At 71.7% G+C, this 23584-nt stretch carries 23 protein-coding genes; 14 read left to right on the plus strand and 9 right to left on the minus strand.

The features are described 5' to 3' along the window. The first annotated feature begins 88 nt into the window (after positions 1–88). The 3 genes from D451_RS0105175 (at position 89) to D451_RS0105185 (ending at position 4554) form a co-directional block, all read left to right on the plus strand. A complete protein-coding gene (locus D451_RS0105175) occupies positions 89–745 on the plus strand; it encodes a DUF4383 domain-containing protein (protein WP_017533649.1) in 657 nt (218 codons plus the stop codon). After that, positions 742–2286 (plus strand): SDR family oxidoreductase, encoded by a 1545-nt coding sequence (locus D451_RS0105180; protein WP_017533650.1) that lies wholly within the window; start codon positions 742–744, stop codon positions 2284–2286. The genes D451_RS0105175 and D451_RS0105180 overlap by 4 nt, the downstream gene beginning before the upstream one ends. Before the next feature lie 99 nt (positions 2287–2385). Further along, the gene (locus tag D451_RS0105185) at positions 2386–4554 is read left to right on the plus strand and encodes an MMPL family transporter (protein WP_017533651.1); all 2169 of its coding nucleotides are present in this window, start codon (positions 2386–2388) and stop codon (positions 4552–4554) included. A gap of 84 nt (positions 4555–4638) precedes the next feature. Here D451_RS0105185 and D451_RS0105190 read toward each other — a convergent pair whose 3' ends face one another. Then, on the minus strand, positions 4639–5424 hold the full coding sequence (locus tag D451_RS0105190) for an aminotransferase class IV family protein (RefSeq protein ID WP_017533652.1): 786 nt from the start codon (positions 5422–5424) through the stop codon (positions 4639–4641). A gap of 120 nt (positions 5425–5544) precedes the next feature. Then, positions 5545–6252: a GntR family transcriptional regulator gene (locus D451_RS0105195; RefSeq protein ID WP_017533653.1), complete on the minus strand. Its 708-nt coding sequence runs from the start codon at positions 6250–6252 to the stop codon at positions 5545–5547. A 184-nt stretch (positions 6253–6436) separates the two neighbouring features. On the opposite strand from D451_RS0105195, the gene D451_RS0105200 reads away from it, so the two are divergent. From D451_RS0105200 to D451_RS0105220, 5 genes are all read left to right on the plus strand, one after another. Next, a complete protein-coding gene (locus tag D451_RS0105200; protein WP_017533654.1) occupies positions 6437–7693 on the plus strand; it encodes an NRAMP family divalent metal transporter in 1257 nt (418 codons plus the stop codon). A 48-nt stretch (positions 7694–7741) separates the two neighbouring features. Further along, positions 7742–8503, plus strand: coding sequence for a LamB/YcsF family protein (locus tag D451_RS0105205; protein ID WP_017533655.1), 762 nt, complete (start codon positions 7742–7744; stop codon positions 8501–8503). A gap of 84 nt (positions 8504–8587) precedes the next feature. Then, positions 8588–9199, plus strand: a complete 612-nt coding sequence (locus tag D451_RS0105210; protein WP_017533656.1) for a 5-oxoprolinase subunit B family protein — start codon at positions 8588–8590, stop codon at positions 9197–9199. Continuing rightward, on the plus strand, positions 9196–10056 hold the full coding sequence (locus D451_RS0105215) for a 5-oxoprolinase subunit C family protein (RefSeq protein ID WP_014909179.1): 861 nt from the start codon (positions 9196–9198) through the stop codon (positions 10054–10056). Before D451_RS0105210 ends, D451_RS0105215 begins: the two co-directional genes overlap by 4 nt. A gap of 4 nt (positions 10057–10060) precedes the next feature. Then, positions 10061–10858, plus strand: coding sequence for a putative hydro-lyase (locus D451_RS0105220; RefSeq protein WP_017533657.1), 798 nt, complete (start codon positions 10061–10063; stop codon positions 10856–10858). 47 nt (positions 10859–10905) lie between these two features. Here D451_RS0105220 and D451_RS0105225 read toward each other — a convergent pair whose 3' ends face one another. Together D451_RS0105225 and D451_RS0105230 are read right to left on the minus strand one after the other, a co-directional pair. After that, positions 10906–11586, minus strand: a complete 681-nt coding sequence (locus D451_RS0105225; RefSeq protein ID WP_017533658.1) for an ABC transporter ATP-binding protein — start codon at positions 11584–11586, stop codon at positions 10906–10908. After that, positions 11583–12680 (minus strand): ABC transporter permease, encoded by a 1098-nt coding sequence (locus D451_RS0105230; protein WP_017533659.1) that lies wholly within the window; start codon positions 12678–12680, stop codon positions 11583–11585. The genes D451_RS0105225 and D451_RS0105230 overlap by 4 nt, the downstream gene beginning before the upstream one ends. 183 nt (positions 12681–12863) lie before the next feature. Between D451_RS0105230 and D451_RS0105235 the strand changes: the two genes are divergently transcribed. After that, a complete protein-coding gene (locus D451_RS0105235; protein WP_017533660.1) occupies positions 12864–14105 on the plus strand; it encodes a sensor histidine kinase in 1242 nt (413 codons plus the stop codon). Further along, positions 14102–14743 carry a response regulator gene (locus tag D451_RS0105240; RefSeq protein WP_014913445.1) on the plus strand — a complete coding sequence of 214 codons (642 nt, stop codon included), beginning with the start codon at positions 14102–14104 and terminating at the stop codon, positions 14741–14743. Before D451_RS0105235 ends, D451_RS0105240 begins: the two co-directional genes overlap by 4 nt. Before the next feature lie 42 nt (positions 14744–14785). Here the strand turns inward: D451_RS0105240 and D451_RS0105245 are convergent, their stop codons facing one another. Then, positions 14786–15568 (minus strand): alpha/beta fold hydrolase, encoded by a 783-nt coding sequence (locus D451_RS0105245; protein ID WP_017533661.1) that lies wholly within the window; start codon positions 15566–15568, stop codon positions 14786–14788. A gap of 57 nt (positions 15569–15625) precedes the next feature. Between D451_RS0105245 and D451_RS0105250 the strand changes: the two genes are divergently transcribed. Further along, positions 15626–15976: a MerR family transcriptional regulator gene (locus tag D451_RS0105250; protein ID WP_017533662.1), complete on the plus strand. Its 351-nt coding sequence runs from the start codon at positions 15626–15628 to the stop codon at positions 15974–15976. A gap of 48 nt (positions 15977–16024) precedes the next feature. Here D451_RS0105250 and D451_RS0105255 read toward each other — a convergent pair whose 3' ends face one another. The 3 genes from D451_RS0105255 to D451_RS0105265 all read right to left on the minus strand — a co-directional run bounded on the left by D451_RS0105255 (position 16025) and on the right by D451_RS0105265 (position 19909). Then, the gene (locus D451_RS0105255; protein ID WP_017533663.1) at positions 16025–18265 is read right to left on the minus strand and encodes a glycoside hydrolase family 3 C-terminal domain-containing protein; all 2241 of its coding nucleotides are present in this window, start codon (positions 18263–18265) and stop codon (positions 16025–16027) included. Continuing rightward, the gene (locus tag D451_RS0105260; RefSeq protein WP_017533664.1) at positions 18262–18885 is read right to left on the minus strand and encodes a TetR/AcrR family transcriptional regulator; all 624 of its coding nucleotides are present in this window, start codon (positions 18883–18885) and stop codon (positions 18262–18264) included. The genes D451_RS0105255 and D451_RS0105260 overlap by 4 nt, the downstream gene beginning before the upstream one ends. A 169-nt stretch (positions 18886–19054) precedes the next feature. Next, positions 19055–19909 carry an NAD-dependent epimerase/dehydratase family protein gene (locus D451_RS0105265; RefSeq protein WP_193789593.1) on the minus strand — a complete coding sequence of 285 codons (855 nt, stop codon included), beginning with the start codon at positions 19907–19909 and terminating at the stop codon, positions 19055–19057. A gap of 86 nt (positions 19910–19995) precedes the next feature. On the opposite strand from D451_RS0105265, the gene D451_RS0105270 reads away from it, so the two are divergent. Then, positions 19996–20934, plus strand: a complete 939-nt coding sequence (locus D451_RS0105270; RefSeq protein WP_017533666.1) for an AraC family transcriptional regulator — start codon at positions 19996–19998, stop codon at positions 20932–20934. Between the two features lie 60 nt (positions 20935–20994). Here the strand turns inward: D451_RS0105270 and D451_RS0105275 are convergent, their stop codons facing one another. After that, positions 20995–21903, minus strand: a complete 909-nt coding sequence (locus tag D451_RS0105275) for a TauD/TfdA dioxygenase family protein (RefSeq protein WP_017533667.1) — start codon at positions 21901–21903, stop codon at positions 20995–20997. A gap of 207 nt (positions 21904–22110) precedes the next feature. On the opposite strand from D451_RS0105275, the gene D451_RS0105280 reads away from it, so the two are divergent. Together D451_RS0105280 and D451_RS0105285 are read left to right on the plus strand one after the other, a co-directional pair. Continuing rightward, entirely contained in the window at positions 22111–22905 is a 795-nt protein-coding gene (locus D451_RS0105280) for a class I SAM-dependent methyltransferase (RefSeq protein WP_017533668.1), read from the plus strand. Between the two features lie 120 nt (positions 22906–23025). Next, complete coding sequence (locus tag D451_RS0105285) at positions 23026–23508, plus strand: DUF1269 domain-containing protein (protein WP_014910241.1); 483 nt, start codon at positions 23026–23028, stop codon at positions 23506–23508. Positions 23509–23584 lie beyond the last annotated feature (76 nt).

Here is a 23584-nt window from a genome sequence, read left to right on the forward strand (position 1 = left end):
CCTCGACACGTTGCGAAAGCGGTGCGACTTGTGACACACGTCGCCGACCTCCGACTCTAGTCGGGAGAGCACCGAAAGGGGCCACACCATGAAACTGGACACCAGGCGTCGAACGGATCGAAGGCTCGACATCGTCTACCGGGTCGGTGCCGGGCTCACGGGACTGTTCCTCATCGGCTTCGGTATCGCCGGGCTGCTCGTACGGCTGCCGTTGTTCGACACCCAGGGCGAGGTGATCGCGGGACTGTCCACCAACGGGGCGTTGAGCTTCCTGTCGGTCGCGATCGGTTCGCTGCTGGTGGGCGCGATGGTGTTGGGCGGAACGTTCGCGTCCACCGTGTGCGTCGTGGTCGGGGTGGCCTTCGTCGTCAGCGGCCTGGTCAACCTCTACCTGATGAGCATGGGACCGAACATCCTCGCCTTCTCCATGCCCAACGTGATCTTCAGCTTCGGCGTGGGGCTGGTGGTGATGACCTTCGGCATGTACGGCCGGTTCAGCGGAGGGTTGGGCGAGGACAACCCCTACCGCCGACAGCGGGAGGCCAGGCACCACGACGCGGTCCCCGCGCCGCGCACCGAGGACTCGGGCGCGACCGCTCCCGAGGCGGGCGGCCGACACGAACGCGGGGAGACCTCGGACGACGACGCCTACCGGGCGGGATACGAGTCCGGTCGGGCCGGTGAGAACGGTGACACGGGCGACCACCGTCGCGCGAACGGTACGGCCGACGGACGGCGCTCATGACGGCCGCGGACCCCGGGGGAGGGGGAGACGCCCGCCGACAGGGGCGCGGGCGCCTCGCCCTGGTCACCGGGGCCACCGGCTACATCGGGGGCCGACTGGTCCCGGAACTGCTCGACGCCGGCTATCGCGTCCGATGCCTGGCCCGGTCACCGGACAAGCTCCGCGACCATCCGTGGCGCGATCGGGTCGAGGTGGTCCGCGGCGACGTGGTCTCGGGGGAGGGGCTTCCCGAGGCCCTGGCCGACGTGGACGTCGCCTACTACCTGGTGCACTCCATGAGCGGGGGCGGCGACTTCGGCAGCGCCGACGCCGAAGGCGCCCGCACCTTCGCGCGGGCGGCGGGCGAGGCGCGGGCCGGCCGTGTGGTCTACCTGGGCGGACTCGCCCCGGAAGGGGTGCCGCTGTCGCCGCACATGGCCTCCCGGAAGGAGGTCGCCGACCTCCTGCTGGCCGGTCCGGTGCCCACGGTCGTGCTGCGCGCGGCGGTCATCATCGGCTCGGGGTCGGCATCCTTCGAGATGCTGCGCCACCTGACCGAGCGTCTGCCCGCCATGACCACGCCCAAGTGGGTCCTCAGCCGGGTGCAGCCGATCGCCGTGCGCGACGTCCTGCGCCTGCTGGTGGAGGCCGACACCCTGCCCGCCGACACCGATCGGGCCTTCGACATCGGCGGCCCCGAGACCCTCACCTACGTGGAGATGATCCAGCGGTTCGCCGCCGAGGCCGGGCTCGCCCGCAGACTCGTCATCCGGGTTCCCGTCCTGTCCCCGGGGCTGTCGAGTCTGTGGGTGGGGCTCGTGACGCCGATACCGCCGTCGATGGCCCGGCCCTTGGTGGAGTCGCTCCGTCACGACGCGGTGATGGGGGAGGACGACCTGTCCGATCTGCTGGACGACCATGAGCGGATCGGTTTCGACCGGGCGGTGGCGTTGGCGTTGCGCCGGATCGACGAGGACAGGGTGGACACCCGCTGGTCGTCGGCGTCCTGGCCCACCGCGCCCTCGGATCCTCTGCCCACCGACCCGGACTGGGCGGGCGGCAGCCTGTACTCCGATCGTCGCGCCCGTGCCGTGGACGCTCCTCCCGAGGTCGTGTGGCGGGTGATCGAGGGGATCGGGGGGAGACGGGGCTGGTACTCGTGGCCGCAGGCCTGGGCCGCGCGCGGCTGGATCGATTTGGCCGTCGGTGGTGTGGGGCCGCGCCGCGGGCGCCGTGATCCAGAACGTCTCCGTGTGGGGGACTCCCTGGACTTCTGGCGGGTGGAGGAGATCGTCCCGGGGCGGTTGTTGCGCCTGCGGGCCGAGATGCGTCTGCCCGGACTCGCCTGGCTGGAGTTGGGCGTGAGCGAGGTGGACGGACGCACCGTCTACCACCAGAGGGCCCTGTTCCACCCGCGTGGACTGCCCGGACACCTGTACTGGAAGGCGGTCACCCCCTTCCACGGGGTGGTCTTCGGGTCGATGGCGGCCAATATCGCGGACCGCGCCGAACGTACGGCGGAGGAACGGGGGCCCACACCGGTGGGCACCGGCGAGGCCTGAGCCGCCCCCGTTCGCGCGGAACGCGCGAACGGGGGTAGCGTGTACCCGAAATTAGCTAGATTTCCGAGAAGCTTGTTTTTCTAGATATCTGTAGAGCGCATGAGGAAGGACCCCTCGGTGAGCACACCAAGCCAGAACCCGCCTCGACGATCACGATGGTGGGCCGGGGCCGCGCTCCTGGTCACGATCGTGTGGCTCCTCGGCGCCGGCCCCCTCGGAGCCTTCCTCGGCAGACTCGGCGAGGTCCAGACCAACGACCCCGCCGCCTTCCTCCCCGACGGCGCCGAATCCACCGAGGCCGACCGGATCGCCCAGGACTTCGACCGCGCCGACGGGGTCCCCGCCTTCATCGTGCTCTCCGGAGACGAGGCCATCACCGATGACCGACTCGCCGAGGCCGAGACCCTCGCGGAGCGGATCGGCGAACAGCCCTGGACGACCGGCCCGGTCATCGGGCCGATCCCCGGTACCGAGGACCCCTCCGTCGCCCGGATCATCGTCTCCATCGACGACCGCCACGACACCGGCGACTCCGTGACCGAACTGCGCGCCCTCCTCGCCGACGAACCCGTCGACGGCCTCCGAGCCCAGGTCACCGGCCCCGCCGGCTACGCGGCCGACCTCTCCGCCGCCTTCGGAGGCATCGACTCCACCCTCCTGATGGTCGCGGTCGTCGCCGTGCTGGTCATCCTCATCGCCGTCTACCGCTCGCCGCTCCTGCCGATCCTGGTCATCGTCGCCTCCCTCCTGGCGCTCGGACTGTCCGGAGCCCTCGTCTACGCCGCCGCCGACAGCGGCCTGATCAGCCTCAACGGTCAGAGCCAGGGCATCCTGTTCATCCTCGTCGTGGGGGCCTGCACCGACTACGCCCTCCTACTCGTGGCCCGCTACCGAGAGGAACTCGCGGCTAGGGAGAGCGTCACGGACGCCGTGCTCGCCGCCGTCCGAGGCGTCACCGGACCGGTCCTGGCCTCCGGCGGCACCGTCATCCTCGGCCTGCTCTGCCTGTTGGCGGCCGATCTCAACTCCACGAGCAGCCTCGGTCCGGTGGTCGCCATCGGTGTCGTCGCCGCCATGCTCGCCGCGATGACGTTCCTCCCCGCCGCCCTGGCCCTGTGCGGCCGCGCCGCCTTCTGGCCCGTCTCCCCGCACCGTCTCGGACGGGTCGAGGAACAGAGCACCGACCGGATCCTGGAACGCCACCGTCTCTGGGGCGGGATCGCCCGTCTCGTCGGTCGCCGTCCGCGCCTGATCTGGCTGTCCACCACCGCGCTGTTGCTGGCCGCGGCCGTCTTCGCGCCCCTCTTCACGGCCGAGGGCACCGGTCAGGCCGACGTGTTCCGCACCGAGGTCGAGGCGGTCGACGGCCAGGAGACCCTGGAACGCGGCTTCGGCCCCGACTCCGGTGCGGCCCCGGCGTTGGTGGTCACCGACGCCGATCGGGTCGACGAGATCGTGGCCGCCGCCGAGGACACCCCCGGTGTGGAGGTCGCGACCCCCGTGAGCGAGCCCGGGCCTCCCGGTGCGGAGGGCGCCGTACTGGTGGAGGACGGGCGGTCGCTGGTCGAGGTCGACCTGGCCGCCGTGTCCGAGACCACCGCCGCCGTCGACACCGTGCGCGATCTACGTGAGAGCGTGCACGCGGTGGCGGGGGCCGAAGCCCTCGTCGGCGGGGTCGACGCCACCGACCTCGACACGCGCGAGACCGCCCGGCGGGACTTCGCCGTCGTGGTGCCGCTCGTGCTCGTGGTGGTGTTCCTGGTGCTGATCCCGCTGCTGCGTTCGTTGGTGGCGCCGCTCCTGCTCATGGCCGTCAACGTGCTCTCGTTCGCCACCGCCCTCGGGGTGGGCACGCTGGTGTTCGATCACGTCCTGGATCTGCCGGGCGCCGACCCCGTGGTGCCGCTGTTCGCGTTCGTGTTCCTGGTGGCGCTCGGTATCGACTACAGCATCTTCCTGATGTCGCGGGCCCGCGAGGAGACCCTGGTCCACGGTCATCGGGAGGGTGTGCTGCGCGCCCTCACCGTCACCGGAGGGGTGATCACCTCCGCCGGTGTGGTCCTGGCGGCGACCTTCGCGGCGCTCGCGGTGATCCCGTTGTTGTTCCTGCTCCAGTTGGCCTTCCTGGTCGCCTTCGGGGTGCTCGTGGACGCCCTGCTCGTGCGCACCCTGCTCATCCCCGCGCTGGCCCTGGACGTGGGCCCCCGCCTCTGGTGGCCCGGCCGCGCAGAACAAACACTCTCGGGCCCCGGCCCCGGCAGGGTGTAAGGGGCACGTGGTCTCCTGCATCAACCACGGGGGGTTGCCCGAACACGCGCCGAAGCGAAGCGGAGGCGCAAAGCGAACACAGCCCTACAACAGCTCTCCCCGAATCTCCTCGTAGGCCTTGACGAGGGCGTCGAGGTATCCGGCCCGGGGCAGCTGTACGCCGTCGATGGCGGTGACCGGGCGGACCCCGGAGGCGGAGTTGGTGATGAAGGCGCCCGACATGCGGGTGGCGGTGACGGCGGTGAGCGGGCGGGTGGAGACGGGGATGTCGAGCGTCTCGGCGGCCTGTTCGACGAGGCGCATGGTGACGCCGGGCAGACAGGGGGCCTGGGGCCAGACGAGCCCGGAGTCGTCGAGGAAGCCGATGTTCCAGGTGGGGCCTTCGGAGATCCGGCCGTCCACCCCCATGAAGAGGGCGTCGTCGAAACCGTCGGACTGGGCGGCGCGGCGTTGACGGATCTCGCCGAACAGGCCGGTGCTCTTGATGGTGGGGGCGTCCCGGGCGTACGGGCGGGTGCCGAGTCGGATCGGTTCGGAGGAGGGCGTGGGGGCGGGGCGGGTGGAGATGAGGATCTGGGGGAGGGGGCGTGCGGCGGGGTGGGCCAGGTCCAGGGAGGGGTCGTAGACGGTGACCCGGACGACGGAGGGCGAAGGGTGCGCGCGGGCCGCGCGTCGGGCGAGTTCGCGTACGCGGGGGATGTCGAGTTCGGTGCCGAAGAGGGTCGCGCAGTCCCGGGCCAGGCGTTCGGTGTGCAGACGCAGACCTCGTACGCGTAGATCCGTGACCAGCATGGTCGTGAAGTGTCCGTAGCCCTGGAGGGCGAGGCCGGCGAGTTCTCCCGTGCTGACGGGGCGTCCGTTCAGTTCCATTACGTGTCCCATTCTGGCACTTCGGGACCTCTGGCGGAGGAACTTGGGACCAAGATCCGTGGTGACGGTGGGGCCCGTGTGGTGTCACGGGCGGGGCCGGAGCGCCGTCCCACGCCTCGCTCAGGTCTCCGCGGCGGGGTCCATCGCGTCGAAGGCCCTGATCAGTTGCTCCTCGGAGGTCGCCAGGTACTCCGTCAGCTCCGCGGCGGCGTCCTCGGTGTCCTCGGCGACCAGCGCCAGGTGGATACGGCGGTTCCACGGCAGATAGGGGTCGTGGAACTCCTTGGGCGCGGCCATCACGTGGAAGACGAGGCGGGTCTCGGCCAGGACCTGACGCATGAACTCGTCGACCCGGGCGCTCCTGGCCAGCCCGGCCAGGGCCTCGTGGAAGCGCATGTTCGCGCTTCCCATCCGCCACCAGTCCTCTTCGGCGCGGGCGGCCTCTCCTTCGGTGACCGCGGCTCCGACCGCCTCGACCAACTCCCTCGGGGCCCGGTCCGCCTCGCGCACGGCGGGCAGTTCCAGGGCGCGTCTGGCTCTGAAGAGGTCGCGGACGTCCTCGCCGGTGGGGCGGGCGACGAACACGCCCCGGTGCATACGGTGCACCAGCAGACGCTCACGGCTCAGTAGGCGGAAGGCCTCGCGCAGGGTGTTGCGGGAGACCTGGTACTTGCGGCTGAGTCTTTCCTCGGACAGGCGCACCCCGGGGGCCAGCTCGCCTTCGATGATGAAGGTGCGGAGCATGTCGGCGACACGTTCGGCCTGGCTGGTGGGCCTGGTCAGCGCGGGTGCGGGCAACCGGTCGATGTGGTCGTCGGTCGCCGTCACGTGAGCTCCCTCGGCTGCTCGGTCGCCCGTGCGGGGCGTGGTCGTCCCTCAATGTTACGCAGCGGAGTCGGGATGTTTTTACCGGCCCGACCCTTATCAGGGATCGTCGGATTGCAGTATTGTTCAACGATCCAACAATGAGGTTGGCCACATCCCACCCCTCCCGGAGTACCTGGAGAACCGCATGAGCGACCAGACCTCGGGGTCGTCCCCGACCCCGGTGCGTCCACGTTTCGGTCGTGTGGCCCTGAGCAGTGGCCTGCTCGGCGCCATGTTCCTGATGGCCACCAGCGCCATCGGCCCCGGCTTCATCACCCAGACGACCACCTTCACCGCCCAGCTCGGTGCCGCGTTCGCCTTCGCCATCCTCATCTCGATCCTGGTCGACATCGCCGTCCAGTTGAACGTGTGGCGGGTCATCGGCGTCTCGAACATGCGGGCCCAGGATCTGGCCAACAAGGTCCTTCCCGGAGCCGGCTACCTGTTGGCGGCCCTCATCGTCTTCGGCGGCCTCATCTTCAACGTCGGTAACATCGCCGGCACCGGCCTGGGCCTGGACGCGATGATCGGCCTCGATACACGTGTCGGCGCGATCCTCTCGGCCCTCGTCGCCATCGTCATCCTCGCGGTGAAGCGGTTGGGCGCGGCCCTGGACCGGGTCCTGGTGGTCCTCGGTCTGCTGATGATCGCCCTCACCCTGTACGTGGCCGTCGTCTCCCGTCCTCCGGTGGGCGAGGCGCTGCGCCAGGCCGTGCTGCCCGAAGCGGCCGCGAGCGACCTCTTCCTGGCCACCATCACGATCATCGGCGGCACCGTCGGCGGGTACATCACCTACGCGGGCGCCCACCGGCTCATCGAGCAGGGGCGGGGCGGACCGGAGAACGTCTCGGCCATCACGAGGGTCTCCGTCACCGGCATCATCGTCACCGGGATCATGCGTGTGGTGCTCTTCCTCGCGATCCTCGGGGTCGTCGTCGGCGGGGTCTCCCTGATGGACGCGCCCAACCCCTCGGCCGAGGCCTTCTACCAGGCCGCCGGCGAGGTGGGCCTGCGCCTGTTCGGCGTCATCCTGTGGGCGGCCGCGGTCAGCTCCGTGATCGGCGCCTCCTACACCTCGATCTCCTTCGTCACCACGTTCTCGCCGTGGCTGGAACGGCACAAGGGCAAGCTGGTCACCGCCTTCATCGGGATCTCGCTGGGGATCTTCCTGATCTCCGGCCAGGCCCCGGGCACCCTGCTGGTCATGGCCGGCGCGCTCAACGGCGTCATCCTGCCGGTCGGCCTCGGCCTGCTGTTGTGGGTGGCCTACCGGCACTCGGCGACCCTGCTCGGCGGCTACCGCTACCCGCGTTGGCTGCTCGTCGTCGGTGTCCTGGCCTGGGCGCTCACCGTCTACATGGCGGTCAGGTCGCTGGGCGGGATCGCCGAACTCTGGCAGTGACGGACCCCATCGATCCGGGGTAGAACCCCCGAAAAGAGGAGCATCACGATGCGCATCGACCTCAACTCCGACCTCGGAGAGAGCTTCGGACGCTGGGAACTGGGCGACGACCGGACCCTGCTGTCCATCGTCACCAGCGCCAACGTCGCCTGCGGATTCCACGCCGGCGACCCGTCGACCCTGCGGCGCACCACCGCCGAGGCGGCCGCGCGCGGGGTGGCCGTCGGCGGCCACGTCGCCTATCGGGACCTGGCCGGGTTCGGCCGTCGCTTCGTCGACGTGCCGCCGGCCGAGCTCACCGACGAGGTCCTCTACCAGCTCGGGGCCCTGTCGGCGTTCACCGCGCTGACCGGGGAGCGCATCCGCTACGTCAAGCCGCACGGGGCCCTCTACAACGCGATCGTCCACCACGAGGCGCAGGCCGCCGCGGTCGTGGAGGCGGTCCGCGCCTTCGACCCGGAGCTGCCCGTGCTCGGCCTGCCCGGATCCCGGTTCCTGGAGAAGGCCGAGGCGGCGGGGCTGACCACCTACCGCGAGGCCTTCGCCGACCGGGCCTACACGCCCGAGGGCACCCTGGTCTCCCGGCGCGAACCCGGCTCCGTCCTGCACGACCCCGAGGCCATCGCCGCCCGCTGCCTGCGCATCGCCCGGGGAGAGCCGATCACCGCGATCGACGGCACCGAGATCCTGGTCGAGGCCGACTCCCTGTGCGTGCACGGCGACAGCCCCGGCGCCGTCGACATCGCCCGGGCCGTGGCCGAGAGGCTGCGCGCCGAAGGGGTCGACATCGTCCCCTTCACCGGGGCCTGACCGACCGCCGCGTCGGCGCACCGCCGACGACCGACCACCACGGGGCGGGCCCGCGCGCCCGCCCCACCGGAACTGGAGCAGTCCTTGCGCATCCTGAACTGCGCGGACACCGGGGTCCTGGTCGAGGTCGCCGATCTCGACCAGGTCATCGCCCTCGGTGCCGCGCTGGAGACGGCGCCCCCGCCCGGCGTGTCCGACGTCGTGCCCGCCGCGCGTACCGTCCTGCTGAGGCTGGAGCCCGGCACCGACCCCGACGCCGTCGCCTCCGCCGTCTCCGAGCTCACCCTGGACACCGACGTCGTCCGGGGGAGCGGGGAGACCGTCACCGTCCCGGTGCGCTACGACGGAGAGGATCTCGACGACATCGCCGCGCTCACCGGGATGAGCCCGCGCGAGGTCGTGCGGGCCCACACCTCGGCCACGTGGACCGTCGCCTTCTGCGGGTTCGCGCCCGGCTTCGGCTACATGGTCGGCGACGACCCTCGCCTGAACGTCCCACGACGGGGCGAGGCCAGGACCAGGGTCCCCAAGGGCGCCGTGGCGCTGGCCGGGGAGTTCACCGGTGTCTACCCGCGTGTCTCCCCGGGAGGGTGGCAGCTGTTGGGCCGTACCGACCTCGTCACCTGGGACCTGGAACGGGACCCGCCCGGGCTGCTGCGTCCCGGGGTACGGGTGCGCTTCGAGGAGGTCGTGTGAGCCGCCTGGAGATCCTGGCCACCGGCCCCATGACCACGGTGCAGGACATCGGTCGCCGTGGTCACGCCGCCCTCGGCGTGGGGCGCTCCGGCGCCGCCGACCCCCGTTCCCACGCCCTGGCCAACCGGCTGGTCGCCAACCCCGTCGGAGCCGCCACTCTGGAGGTCACCCTCGGCGGGCTCCGCGTCCGGGCCCGCGGCCCGGTGACGGTCGCGGTCACCGGTGCCCCGACCCCGGTGCGGGTGGACGGGCGCGGCGCCGCCCTCGACGAGGTCCTGCACCTGGCCGACGGGGCCGAACTCTCGTTGGGCACCCCCGCCCGAGGGCTGCGCACCTACCTGGCCGTACGCGGAGGGGTGGACGTACCGCCGGTCCTGGGGTCGCGCAGCACCGACGTGCTCGCCGGCCTGGGCCCCGCCGTCCCCGGTCCCGGCGACCTGCTCCCGGTCGGTCCCGCGCCGGCGGCCCTCCCGAACCTGGACCACGCCCCCACAGCCCCGGTCGGGGCCGACGAGGTGACGCTCCGGGTCCGTTTCGGCCCGCGCGACGACTGGTTCACCGAGGACGCCCATCGGGCCCTGCTCTCGTCCCCCTACGAGGTGACCTCCCGCAGCGACCGGGTCGGCGCCCGCCTCTCGGGCCCCGCCCTGGAACGGGCGCGCGAGGGGGAGCTGCCCAGCGAGGGCATGGTCCCCGGCTCCCTTCAGATCCCGCCCGACGGCGAACCCGTCCTGTTCCTCGCCGACCATCCGGTCACCGGCGGCTATCCGGTGATCGCCGTCGTGTGTTCGGACGACCTGCCCGACGCCGCCCAGGCCCGCCCCGGCACCCGTATCCGTTTCGTCCCGTGGAGGTAGAGCCATGAGCCCCGCACCGCCCCGTGACCCGGTCGCCCTGTCGCCCGCTCAGGCCCGGGAACTGTTCCGCGCCGGTCTGCGCGTACCCACCTCCGGCTACAGCCCCGGCCACGCCCAGGCCAACCTGCTCTGCCTACCGCGCGACCTGGCCTTCGACTTCCTGCTGTTCGCCCAGCGCAACCCGAAGTCCTGCCCGGTCCTGGACGTCACCGAACCGGGTGAGGTCTCCGCCTCGGTGTTCGACGGCGATCTGAGCACCGACCTGCCCGCCTACCGGGTCTACCGGAACGGCGAGTACGTCGAGGAACGCTCCGAGGTGGTCGACCTGTGGCGCGAGGACCTGGTCTCCTTCCTCATCGGGTGCAGCTTCACCTTCGAGACGCCTCTCCTGGAGGCGGGGGTCCCGGTCCGGCACATCGAGGCGGGTACCAACGTCGCCATGTACAGGACCGACCGCCCTTGCCGGCCCGCCGGCCGCTTCTCCGGGCCGCTCGTGGTGTCGATGCGACCGATCCCCGCCGACCGGGTCGCCGACGCGGTGCGGATCACCTCCCGCTATCCGGCGGTCCACGGCGCTCCGGTGCACGTCGGCGACCCCGCGGCCCTGGGCATCGGAGACCTGGCCGAGCCCGACTACGGCGACCCGGTGGAGATCCGTGAGGGCGAGATCCCGGTCTTCTGGGCCTGCGGTGTCACCCCGCAGGCCGCCGTCATGGCCTCGGCCCCCGAGTTCGCCATCGGCCACGCCCCGGGCCACATGGCCATCACCGACGTCCGCGATTCCGAGTACCAGGTGCCCTGAACCGGAACCCGGGCCCGGAGCCGGAGCCGGCCCCGGGCCCGGGCGACTCAGGCGGGGTCCAGGGCGCGCAGACGTCCGTCGCGCATCTCCAGGATCCGCGCGACCGTCCCCAGGTGTTCGGTGTCGTGGGTGACCAGCAACGTCGCCACCTCGAAGGTCCGGGTCGCCTCCTCGATCAGCTCCATGATCCGCGCCCCACGGTCGTGGTCCAGAGCGGCGGTCGGCTCGTCGACCAGCAGAGCGCTCGGACGTCCGACCAGGGCCCGTGCGATGTTCACCCGCTGGCGTTCTCCACCGGACAGCCGGTGCGGGTGACGGTGCTCCTTGCCCGCCAGACCCACCGCGGCCAACGTCTCCATCGCCGACGCCCGGGCCTCGCGTACCGATCGGGCCCGCATGTGCTCGGTGACCAGGAGCTGATCCACCACGGTCAACGAAGGGATCAGGTTCGGCTGTTGGAAGACGATCCCGACCTTCGACAGCCGGAGCGCCGCCAGTTCCCGGGGCCGCAGCCCCAGGGTGTCCACGTCGCCCACGGTCACACGTCCCGAGTCGGGGCGGATCAGGGTCGCGGCCACCGCCAACAGGCTCGACTTCCCCGAACCGGAGGGGCCGATCACCGCGGCCAGCTCACCGGGGGCCACCCGGACCGACACCCGGTCCAGGGCGGTCACCACCCCGTCCCCGTCGGGGTAGGTCAGGGTCACGTCGTTCAGTTCCAGGCTCATCGGACGCCTCCCAGGGCGGTCAACGGGTCGACGGAGGTGATGCGGCGGACGGCCAGCGCCGCGCCGAGCATGCCCAGCACGACCATGGCGGCCACCGGGCCGACCGTGGTGGCCACGGTCGAGGAGAAGGGGAGAACGGAGCCGGCCAGAGCGCCCAGCCCCACCCCGACGGCGCCACCGGCGGCGGCGCCCGCGAGCAGGACGATCAACGCCTGGGCCAGGGCGTCGCGCAGCAGGTAGCGGGTGGACCCGCCCAGTGCCTTGAGGATCGCGATGTCCCCGGCGCGCTGGATCGTCCAGACGGTGAGGAACGCTCCGATCACCAGGGCGGAGATCGCGTACAGGAAGGCCTGCATGGTGACCAGCGAACCGTTCTCGGAGGAGAAGGACCCGATCGCGTCCAGACTGTCCGCCAGAGGCACGGTGACGGTCCCGGCCGCCTCGTCGGTCGGCGCGGTGTCCGTTCCCGAGGCGAGGCCGAGGGCGACGACGTTCGCGACGGGGGCGTCCGCGCCCTCGGCGTGCCGTAGCCGCGGATCGATCTCCCGCCAGGTCTCGATGTCGGCCCACACCGCCGGGGTGTGGCTGTAGGAGCCGGTGGGCGCGACGGCGTCCACGGTCAGCTCCGTGCCTCCCACGGTGACGGTGTCCCCCGAGGCGATCCCGTACTCCTCGGCGAGCTCCTCGCCCACCACCAGCCCGTGCGCCGTCGTTCCCGGGACGGACGCGAGCCGCCCTCCGGAAGGGGCGCCGAACAGGGCCACGGCGGCACCGTCCCCGTTCGAGAGTTCGAGCCGACTCTGGGTGACGCCGAGCGGCTCCGCCCACTCCACCCCGTCGGTCCGGGCCCAGGCGTCGACCTGGGCCCGGGTGACGGTGCTGTCGGCGTAGGACTCCTCGGGGGCCTCCTCGCCGGAGGTGCCGAACACGATGTGGCTCGCCGGAAGTCCCTTGATCGCCGAGGTGGACTGGTCGGCCAGGCCGGCGGTCAGCCCCGACAACAGGACGATGAGCAGGGTGATCAGAGCGACGACGGAGCCCATCAGTGCGAATCGCCCTTTGGCGAATCGGATGTCACGAAGTGCGACGAACACGGCGGCCCTCCTTTCGAAGACACGGGCGGTGCTCGGGCACCGCGGTGGACGTGTTTCCAGCCTGGTCGTCGAGGGAGCCGTCGTCATCGGGCGAACGGAGCGTTCTCGGACGGGGAGAGGTGGAGCGCGAACTCCATCGAACGGTTGATGCCGGAACGGCGGCCCCCGTCGTACGCTGCGGTGATGCGGTACAGCACGGAGGGACGGGCCGAGCCGCCCGGGGTGACGGCGGTGCTCAGGGCGCTACGACTGCTGTTGCACGCCTGCTTCCTCTTCCTGCTCGGGTGGGCGACCGTCCGCTACGCGGCGGGTCCGCTCGAAGGGGGCGGGGCCCACCCGGCGTGGATCCGGTGGTCGGTGCTCTGCGGGGCGATCCTGCTGGGCCTGGTCTACTGCCTCGGCGCCCTGGCCGTCCGGCACGGCGCGCACCGCGTCCTCTCCCTGGTGTGGCTGGCCGCCGTCACCGCGCTGTGGGCCCTCCTGGCCTGGGCGGATCCGGATTTCGTCTGGCTGGCCTTCCCGCTGTACTTCCTGCACCTGCATCTGCTGCGCGGAGCGCACTCGGTGGTCGCGGTCGTGGTCATCACCGGGACGGTGGTCCTGGGGCAGGCGTTGCACCAGGGGGACCTCACCGCCGGGATGGTGCTGGGACCGGTGCTCGGCGCGATGTTCGCGCTGGCCATCGCCGCCGGGTACACGGCCCTGTACCGGGAGAGCGAACGGCGCCGGGAGCTCATCGACACCCTCACCAGGACCCGCGACGAACTCGCCGCGTCCCAGCGCCGCGCCGGGGTCCTGGACGAGCGCGAACGGCTGTCCCGGGAGATCCACGACACCCTCGCGCAGGGGCTGTCCGGCATCGTCCTGTTGTTGAGATCGGCGGAGAACGCCCTTCCGGACGATCCCGATCTGGCCGTCACCAGGATCGCCGAGGCCAGGGAGAGCGCCTCCGACAACCTGGCCGAGGCGCGCGGGTTCGTTCGGGACCTCGCCCCGCCCTCGCTGACCGGGGCGAACCTGCCCGAGGCGCTGCGCCGACTCTGCGCCGTGGCGACCCGTGCCGACGGGGTCGAGCACCGTTTCCGGCTGGACGGCGCCCCCGTCGAACTGCCCCCGGGCTACGAGGTGGCCCTGCTGCGGGCCGCGCAGGCCGGGCTCGCCAACGTGGCCGCGCACGCCCACGCCACCACCGTGGTGGTCACCCTCGGGTACCTGGACGAGGAGGTCACCCTGGACGTGTACGACGACGGTGTGGGGTTCGTGCCCGAGGAACAGGGGCCCCGGCCGGACGGGACCGGTTACGGGATCGCCGCCCTGCGCGAACGCGTGGCCGCCCTGGGCGGAGCCCTGGAGGTCGAGTCGGCCCCGGGGGAGGGCACCGCCGTCGCCGTCCGCCTGCCGTTGACCATGGAGGAGAGCACGTGACCGAACGCCCCCTGCGCATTCTGTTGGTGGACGACCATCCGGTCGTACGCCACGGACTCAAGGCCATGTTCGCCGAGATCCCGGACATGGGCGTGGTCGCCGAGGCCGCGGACGGGGAGTCCGCCCTCGCCGTACTCCGCTCCGGGACCGAGGTGGACATCGTGCTGATGGATCTGCGGATGGGCGAGGGGATGGACGGGGTCACCGCCATCCGGAACGTCAACGACCTCCCCGACCCGCCGCAGGTCCTGGTCCTGACCACCTACGACACCGACGCCGACATCCTCGCCGCGGTCGAGGCGGGGGCCACCGGTTACATGCTCAAGGACGCGCCGCCGGACCAGCTCCGCGAGGCGGTGCGCACCGCCGCTCGAGGACGGACCGCACTGGCCCCCGACGTCGCCGACCGACTCATGGACCGGCTGCGTTCGCCGCGTCCGTCCCTGAGCGGGCGGGAGCTGGAGATCCTCCGGTTGCTGGCCCGAGGGCTGTCCAATCGGGCCATCTCCCGGGAGCTGTTCATCAGCGAGGCCACGGTCAAGACCCACCTGGTGCACGTGTTCGACAAGCTCGGCGTGGACAACCGGACCGCTGCGATCACCACGGCTCTGCGGCGCGGCGTCATCCGGGTCGACTGACCCCGGGTCCGGTCCGTCCCCCCGTCACCCGCTCCGTCCTCCTCACACGCGGGCGCGGTCGTGGCGGTCCAGGAAGTCGCGCACCAGGGACAGCCAGGCGTCGGGGGCCTCGTCGGCGATCAGGTGGCCGGACCCCACCTCGGCGTACTCGGCCCCGGGGATGCCCTCGGCGAGTTCGCGCGAGGCCTCCGGGGGGACCAGACGGTCCAGGGTGGTGGCCACGACCAGGGTGGGCACGGTGATCCGGGGCAGGTCGTCGCGGGTGTCCACCGAGGCGGCCAGGTCCACCTGTTCGGGGCTCCCTTCAGGTACGAAGCCCTCGGCGGCGCGCAGCCGAGCCGTCAGTTCCTCGGCGGAGAGCGCCTCCAGGGTCGGGGCCCCGGCCGCGACCAGGGTGGCGAAGCGGGCCAAGAGCGCACGGTCGCCGTCCAGCAGCTCCCGCCACAGGCCCAGGGTCAGTCGGGTCCGATGGTCGGGGCGGGCGACCCCCGCCGTCAAGACCAGCCCCTCCACCCGGTCCGGATGCCGGGTGGCCGCGCGTACCGCCACCGCGGTCCCCAGGGAGTAGCCGAGGACGGTGAAGCGTTCCACCCCGGCGCCCACGGCGGTGGCGACGAGGGTGTCGGCGACCGTGTCGAGGTCGAGAGGGGAGGCGGAACGCGGTGTGGCGCCCGCCCCGGGCAGGTCGGGGCCGACCACGGTGTGCGTGCCGCGCAGGTCGGCCATGAGCGGACCGAAGTTCGCCTCGATGCCGCCACCGGCCCCGTGGGCGAGGAGAAGGCCTGGTCCGGAGCCCTCGATCGTGTACGAGTACTGTTCGTTCATGGGTGTGAAGCTAGATCGTCACACCGGTGTGAGGGTCAAGGTGAGGTGGGCCACGGCATGCGGATCGGTGAGCTGTCCGAGCGTACGGGCGTCAGCCGCAGACTTCTGCGCTACTACGAGGAACAGGGGCTGTTGGAGTCCACGCGTTCGCTCAACGGATACCGGGTCTACGAGGAACGCGCCCCGCGCGTGGTCCTGCGCATCCGGGCCCTGCTGGACATGGGGTTGACCACCCGCACCATCGCCTCGGTCCTGCCGTGTGTACGGGAGGGCTCGGAGGAGCCGATCGACCTGGAGATGTGCCCGGACCTGCTCGCCACCATCCGCCGGGAGGTGGCCGCGCTCGACGCGCGCATCGACGAGCTCGAACGGAACCGCGACTCCCTGTCCCGGCTGGTCCGCGTCTGATCGTCGAAGGGCGCGGAGAGGGACGGGCCCGAGGACCCGCCCCGGGGCTCAGCCGGTGATCTCGCCGCGCTCGATCGCCGCCAGTCGTCGGGTCTCCACGTCGGCGACGAGCAGGTCGACCATCTCCTCGGTCACGCCCTCCCCGAAGGTGGCCAGGGCGACGATCGGCAGCGAGTCGGCCATGCGCATCAGTTCTTCGGGCACCGCGTCCAGCCCCTCCATGCCCGCGCGGATCTCGGCCAGGACCGGGCCGCCGATCGGGTGCGAGCTCCACTCCTTCAGGGTGGAACGTCGGGTCAGCGCCGGCGCGAACCGGTCGCCGGAGGTCACCGCCTCACCGGTCAGTCGTATGTCCCGCGAGGAGGCGCCCACCGACACCGTGTACGTGCCCGCGGCCAGGGACCACCGTCCGTGCTCGGGGTCCCAGGTGGACAGGTCGCGTCCGGTCAGCGGCAGTTCCACCCGGACGCTCTCACCGGGTTCCAACGCCGTCTTCGCGAAGCCGCGCAGTTCCCGGACCGGGCGGGTCGGGTGGCTCTGGGGCAGGCCGACGTACATCTGGGCGACCTCCTGTCCGGCCCGTCCACCGGTGTTGGCGACGGTGAACGCCACCGTCCACGCGTCCCCTCCGGTCTCCGTCACCTCCAGGTCGGAGTAGGCGAACGTGGTGTAGGTGAGCCCGTGACCGAAGGGGTGGGCCACCGGTCGGTCGAGGGTGTCGAAGTACCGGTAGCCCACGAACACCCCCTCGCCATAGCGCACGTGTCCGTGCTCTCCGGGGAAGTTCAGGTAGGACGGGTGGTCGGACAGGCGCAGCGGGACGGTCTCGGTGAGCCGTCCGGACGGCGACGCCGCTCCGGTCAGTACGTCGACGATGGCGGCGCCGCCCTCCTGCCCGGGCAGCCATCCCTCCAGGACGGCGTCGGCGTCGTCCCGCCAGTCGGCCACCGACACCACACCGCCGTTGGCCAGGACCACCACGACCCGCTCGCTCACCCGACGCACCCGGGCGAGCAGCGCGAGCTGTTCGGCGGGCAGGTCGATGTCGGTGCGGTCGAAACCCTCGGACTCCAGGGATTCGGGGAGCCCCAGGAACAGCACGGCGACGTCGGTCTCCTCCGCGAGGGCGACCGCCTCGTCGGCGAGACCGGGGGCGTCCGTCCCGTCCAGGGTGAACCCGGGAGCGAACCGCGCCGCCCCCTCCGGCAACGCCTCGCGGAACGCGGCGAGGGCGTCGGTCACCCGGGTCGGCACCACGTGGGAGGAGCCGCCGCCCTGATAACGGGGGGTGCGGGCGAACTCGCCCACGACCGCGATCGAGAGTCCCGGCTCCAGGGGGAGGGCCCCGTTCTCGTTCCTCAGCAGGACCAGCGCCTCTCGGGCGGCCTCGCGGGCCAGTTCTCGGTGCGCCTCGTGTTCGGGGGGCCGTGAGGGGTCGGAGGACACCCGTTCCTGGAGCCCGCGCAGCCGTTCCACGACGGTGTCCAGGACCGATTCCTCCAGCCGCCCCTCGACGACGGCGTCGACGATCCGCCGGTCGGTCCCGCTCGGCGGCATCTCCAGATCGAGGCCTGCGCGCACCGCCTCGACCCGGTCGACCACGGCGCCCCAGTCCGAGACGACCACCCCGTCGAAGCCCCACTCCTCGCGCAGCACGGTGGTGAGCAGCCACGGGTCCTGGCTCGTGTACACCCCGTTGAGGCGGTTGTAGGAGCACATCACCATCGCCGGAGCGGTGGTGCGCACGACCTCCTCGAAGGCCGAGAGGTAGATCTCGCGCAGCGTGCGCTCGTCCACGTCGGAGCTGGACCGCATGCGGTCGGTCTCCTGGTTGTTGGCGGCGAAGTGCTTCACGCACGCGCCCACGCCCTCGGACTGGATCCCCTCCACCAGGGCGGCGGCGATCCGCGCGGTGACGTGCGGGTCCTCGGAGACGTACTCGAAGTTGCGCCCGCACAGGGGGGAGCGCTTGATGTTCATGCCCGGTCCCAGCACCACGTCCACGCCCATGGCGCTCGCCTCGGCGCCCAGGGCGGCGCCGACCCTTCGTACCAGCTCGGGGTTCCAGGTGGAGCCGAGGGCGACGGCCGGAGGGAAGCAGGTGGCGGGCGCGCTGCCGGCGATGCCGAGATGGTCTCCCTCCTCGGTCTGCTGTCGGATCCCGTGCGGTCCGTCGGTCAGGTGCAGACGGCGCAGGACCCCCGGGAGCGGGGTGGTGTGCCAGACACCGGAACCGGAGGTGACGGAGGCCTTCGCGATCAGGTCGGGGGAGGGGGCGTCACTGCTCATACGTGCCTTTCGTCGGTGGACGGGGCGCTCGGCGGGGTGATGCCGAGGGTGCGCAGGAAGGAGACGACCGCGGCACGCATGTCGACGGCGCCGGGGTCGAGGAGCCACTGGACCTGGAGCCCGTCCTGGAGGGCGATGAACTGGCGGGCGGCCAGCTCGGGGGAGGGGCCCGCGCGGTCTTCGAGCAGGGCGGCGAAGGCCGGGACGAGGTGTTCCCGCAGGATCCGGTAGCGACCGTAGAAGTAGGTGTGCGCCGGGTGGGCGGGGTCGGTGGCCTCGGCCGACAGGTTGACGTAGAGCGAGACCAGCCAGGGGGTGCGGGTGTTGCGTTCGACGATCCGGACGAGGTTGTCGATGAGTTCGGCGGGGCCCAGGTCCGGGTCCAGTACGAGCGGGGCGTCGATCTCGTCGCGTCGGCTCAGCACATGGATGAGGGTGGACTCCTTGTTCGGGAAGTGGTGGAGCACCCCCGAATGGGTGAGGCCCGCGTGCGCGGCGATGTCGCGGAGGGAGACCGCCCGGTAGCCGGACCGGGAGAAGAGTTCGGTGGCGGAGTCGAGGATCCGCCGCCGCGTGCGTTCGCCCTTGGGCTCGTGTCGTGGGCTCTCGGTATCGGTCACGGCACTCCTCGCGGGTCGTGCGTGGCGGCCCCGCCGGTGTCGGCCGGCGGCCGGCCACGAACCTACCACTTGGTCGAATTGTGACGCCAGACACTCGAAGCTTTCTTTGCGGGCTCTCGGACCCGCCTTGGTGCGGCGGGGCCCGGTGGGCGAGGCCGGGCCCCGGAGATCACCGGGCCGACCAGACGCCGGTGCCGACCGTGCGGGAGACATAGGCCTCGAAGCTCCCGGCGGGGCGTCCCAGGGCCCGCTCCACACCGTCGGCGATCCCCGTGTTGCGCCCGTCGAGGACCTCCCCGAACAGGGCGGCCAGGCCGGCCGCGGCCTCCTCCGGAACCCCTTCGGCGACGGCCCCGGCGACGAACGCCTCCGGGGGAACGCTCACACAGACCACCTCGCGACCCGCCGCCGTACCCACGACCTCGGCGGCCTCGGTGAAGGTCAGGGCCCGTGGTCCGGTCATCTCGTACAGTCGTCCGCCGTGCCCCTCCTCGGTCAGGGCCCGCGCCGTGGCCTCGGCGACGTCGTCCAGGTCGACGAAGGGTTCGGGCACGTCCGCCACGGGCAGGGCCAGGACCCCGGAGTGGACCGAGCCCAGGAAGAAGCCCTCGGAGAGGTTCTGGGCGAAGAAGGCACAGCGCACCACGGTCAGCTCGGGAAGGACCGCGCGCACCTCCTCCTCGGCGCGTCGGGCCAGGGGCTCCCCGCGGCCGGACAGCAGGACCGCCCGTCGTACGCCGTGCGAGACGGCGCGCGCGGCGAACGCGGACACGGTCTCGGCGGCCCCGGGCAGCGCCAGGTCGGGTGAGTAGCAGAGGTAGACGGCGTCGACCCCCTCCAGGACGGCGTCCCAGGTGTCGGGGGCGTGCCAGTCGAAGGGAGGGGTGTCGGTCTCGGCGTGCCCGGACCGGGAGGCGATCCGAGGGTCGACGCCGCGCTCGGACAGAAGGCGGGCGACACGGCCTCCGGTCATGCCGGTGCCGCCGGTGACGAGGACGCGTGCGGTGCTGTGGTTCGTTGTCATGTCTCCACTACAGCGGAGAAGACTCGTACGATCCATGGTCTATGAACCGGATTCCATAAGAGAACGTCCGGATCTACTCTGAGTGCATGGACCCTCTCGTGCATCTGCTGGACGGCCCCCGGGCCCGCTGCGCCTTCACCCTGCGCGCCGTCATGAGTCCCCCCTGGGCCATCGATATCCGTGCCGGGGCCGCCCTCGACCTGATCGTGGTGACCTCGGGGCGTCTGTGGTTGGCCACGGGCGCCGAACGGATCGAGGCGGGGCGCGGCGACGTCGTCCTCGTCCGAGGTCCGGAGCCCTACGTGGTGTCCGACCGCCTCGGGCGTCGCCCCGACATCACCATCGAGCCCGGGCAGCGCTGTGTGGCCGCCGGAGGTGAGGAGGTCCACCTCACGATGGGCCACGGTGTCGGGACCTGGGGGAACGATCCCGACGGTGAGGACTCGATGGTGATCGGCGTCTACGAGGACGCGGGAGAGGTCGGCCGTCTGGCCCTGGCCGCCCTGCCGCCGCTGACCCTCCTGCCGTCCGGTGCCGTCGAGCCGTCCCTGGTCGACCTGCTGTCCCGGGAGGTGACCACAGAACGGGTCGCCCGGGGCGCGCTCAACGACCGGCTGCTCGACTGTCTGCTCATCATGGCGGTCCGGGCCTGGCTCGAGACGCACCCGGACACCGGCCCGAACCGGCTCGGCGCGCGACACGATCCGATCGTGGCCCGGGCCCTGGACCTGATGCACGAACGCCCCGAACACCCTTGGGGACTGGAGGCGCTGGCCGCCGAGTGCGCGGTCTCGCGGACCACTCTGTCCGCCCGCTTTCAACGCGCGGTCGGTGACCCTCCCATGACCTATCTCCGTTCTTGGCGGCTGGCCCTGGCCTGCGACCTGCTCGTCGCCGAACCCGCGCTGGGGCTCGAATCGGTGGCCGCGCGGGTGGGGTACGGAAGCGCGTTCGCGTTCAGCGCGGCCTTCAAGGCCCACCGCGGGGTCAGCCCCTCGGAGTACCGGAGGGACCGCGCGGCCTGACCGTCGATCGAAGGAGGGCGGCGGGCCGGGGCGCCGGCCCGCCGAGGCGAGGCTCTGGTATCAGAGGTCGGGGGTGTATCCGGAGGAGTCTCCGACCAGGGAACGGCTCGTGCTTCCGTCCACCCCTCGGGGGAGGTCGCCCGCGACGGTGATCCGGTGCATGAGACGAGGGTGGTCGCCGTAGTCGGCCACCGCGTAGTGCTGGGTGGCGCGGTTGTCCCACACGGCCACGTCGCCCTCGCGCCAGGTCCAGCGCACGGTGTTCTCCGGTCGGGTCACCCGCTGCTGGAACAGTTCGAACAGGTACTGGAAGTCCTTGGTGCTCAGGCCGGGGAAGCGCTGGGCGAAGTGGCCGAGGAACAGGGCCCGCTCCCCGGTCTCGGGGTGCACGCGCACCACGGGGTGCTCGGTCTTGTACACGGTGGAGACGAACGCGTCGCGGTATCTCTTCAGGTCGCCGGTCGGTGCCCGTTCGGGGGTGACGGCGGCGTAGTCGTAGTCGTTGCCGTGGACGGCGCGCAGCCCGTCGGCGAGAACCCTCAACGGTTCGGGCAGGTCCCGGTAGGCGGTGACCGTGTTGGCCCAGGTCGTGTCGCCGCCGTGCGGGGGCAGGTGGACCGCTCGCAGCACGCTCGCCTGAGGGGGGCGGTCGACGAAGGTCACGTCGGTGTGCCAGCTGTCGGCCCGGCCCTTCTCGGAGTCGATGGGAAGGACGTGATGCTCTCGCCCGAAGGTCGCTCCGGTGGTGGGGTGCGGGGTGGTGAGGGGGCCGAGGAGGGAGGCGAAGCCGGCCTGGGTCTCGTCCGTGAGGTGGTGCTGGTCGCGGAAGAAGATCACCTTGTGGGCGAGGAGGGCCTCGCGGACCCGTGCGAGCGTGTCCCTGTCCAGGTCGGGGCCGAGCGCCACACCGGTGATCCCGGCGCCGACGCGCCCGGTGAGTCGACGGACGGTCGTGGTCGTGGTGGTCACGGTGGTGCTCCGTTCGTGCGGGGGTGCGCGGAGGTCACCTCACGCGTCCGGTCGCGGCCCGTTCGCGGGGAGTGTCTCGACGGTAGGGTTCCGATACGGTTGAAGTCAACCGAATCAGTAGGAAATTCGAAGAGGGCGATTCCTCCGATTAGGCGGGGTCTTCCGTAGGATGCGGGTCAGTGGACCCGTCTCCTGAGGAGAGCGCGCATGAGCGACCGGACCCAGGCCTTCGCAGGCCTCGCCGAGAACTACCGGGCCCACCGGCCGGGCTACCCGGACGAGATCCTGACGACGCTGCGCGACCACGTGCTCGACGGGGTCGGGCCGGACGGCGTCCGGCTCCTGGTCGACGTCGGATCCGGCACCGGGATCTCCACCCGCGCCCTTCGCTCCCTCTTCGGGACCGGTCCCAGGGTGATCGGAGTGGAACCGGGGGACGACATGCGCGCCGCCGCCGCGGCCGAGGGCGGCGAGGTCGAATACCTGAACGCCCGGGCCGAGGAGATCCCGCTTCCGGACGCCTCGGCCTCCCTGGTCCTGACCGCGCAGGCCCTGCACTGGTTCGACCGCCCCGCCTTCTACGCCGAGGCCGCCCGCCTTCTGGAGAGGGGCGGGAGTCTCGCAGCGCTCGCCAACGACCGTGACCTGGACTCCCCGTTCATCGACGACCACGAGAGTCTGCTCGAACGCCACAGCCCCGGTTACGACCGCCACTATCGCTCCTACGACCTGGTCGGCGAGTTCTCGGCGGTCCCGGGTCTGACGTCGGTGGTCGAGCGCACCCGGTCCTGGGTCAGGGAACTCACCCCCGAGGGCTACCTCGGCATGGCGATGTCCTCCAGCAGGGTGGCGGCCGCCGTACGCGCGGTCGGTGAGGAGCGCGTCCGTTCCGAACTCGAGGCCATCGTGGAACGGAACTTCCCCGACGGTCGGGTCCTGATGCCCTACGTCACCCGTCTGGTCCTGGCCCGCCGCGACCGTGGAGCGACCGACGGTCGGTGAGGTTTTGCGTGATACGTCCCCGCCGGTGACGTTGGGCAGAGCCGTCCTCGGAAAGGCTTCTCCGGACTGGGTCCGTGGTCCACGGGCCGACGACCGGCGACGACAGGGGAACGCACACCCATGGCGCAACTGATCGTACTCGGGGTGGCCGATCGCGACACGGCCGAGCAGGCGCTCGACATCGCCTCCGACCTGAACAGACGGGAACTCCTCCAACTCGAGGACGCGGCCTACGCCTACAAGGACCACAAGGGGCGCCCCCGGATCCATCAGACGGTGAACCTGACCGGATACGGAGCCGCCGGCGGGGCCCTGTGGGGCACCCTCATCGGACTGCTGTTCCTCAACCCGCTCCTGGGGCTGGCCGTCGGCGCGGGCGCCGGAGCCGTCGCGGGCAGGCTCACCGACATCGGCATCGACGACGACATGATCAGGGAGATCGGCTCGGAGCTCCGACAAGGCCGGGCCGCGGTGTTCCTGCTCTCCTCCGACGCCACCATCGACCGTGTCGTCGAGGCCTTCCGGCCGCTGGACCCCACCGTCATACAGACCAACCTGTCCAGGGACACCGAACAGGAGCTCGTCGAAGCGCTCCGCTCCTGAGGATCCGGGCCCCGAGAGTCCGTCCACGCCGCCGGCACGAGCCACTCGGGCCGGCGGCGCCCGCCCGCCCCCGCGC

The organism is Nocardiopsis alba DSM 43377 (genome assembly GCF_000341225.1).
Taxonomy (GTDB): Bacteria; Actinomycetota; Actinomycetes; order Streptosporangiales; family Streptosporangiaceae; genus Nocardiopsis; species Nocardiopsis alba.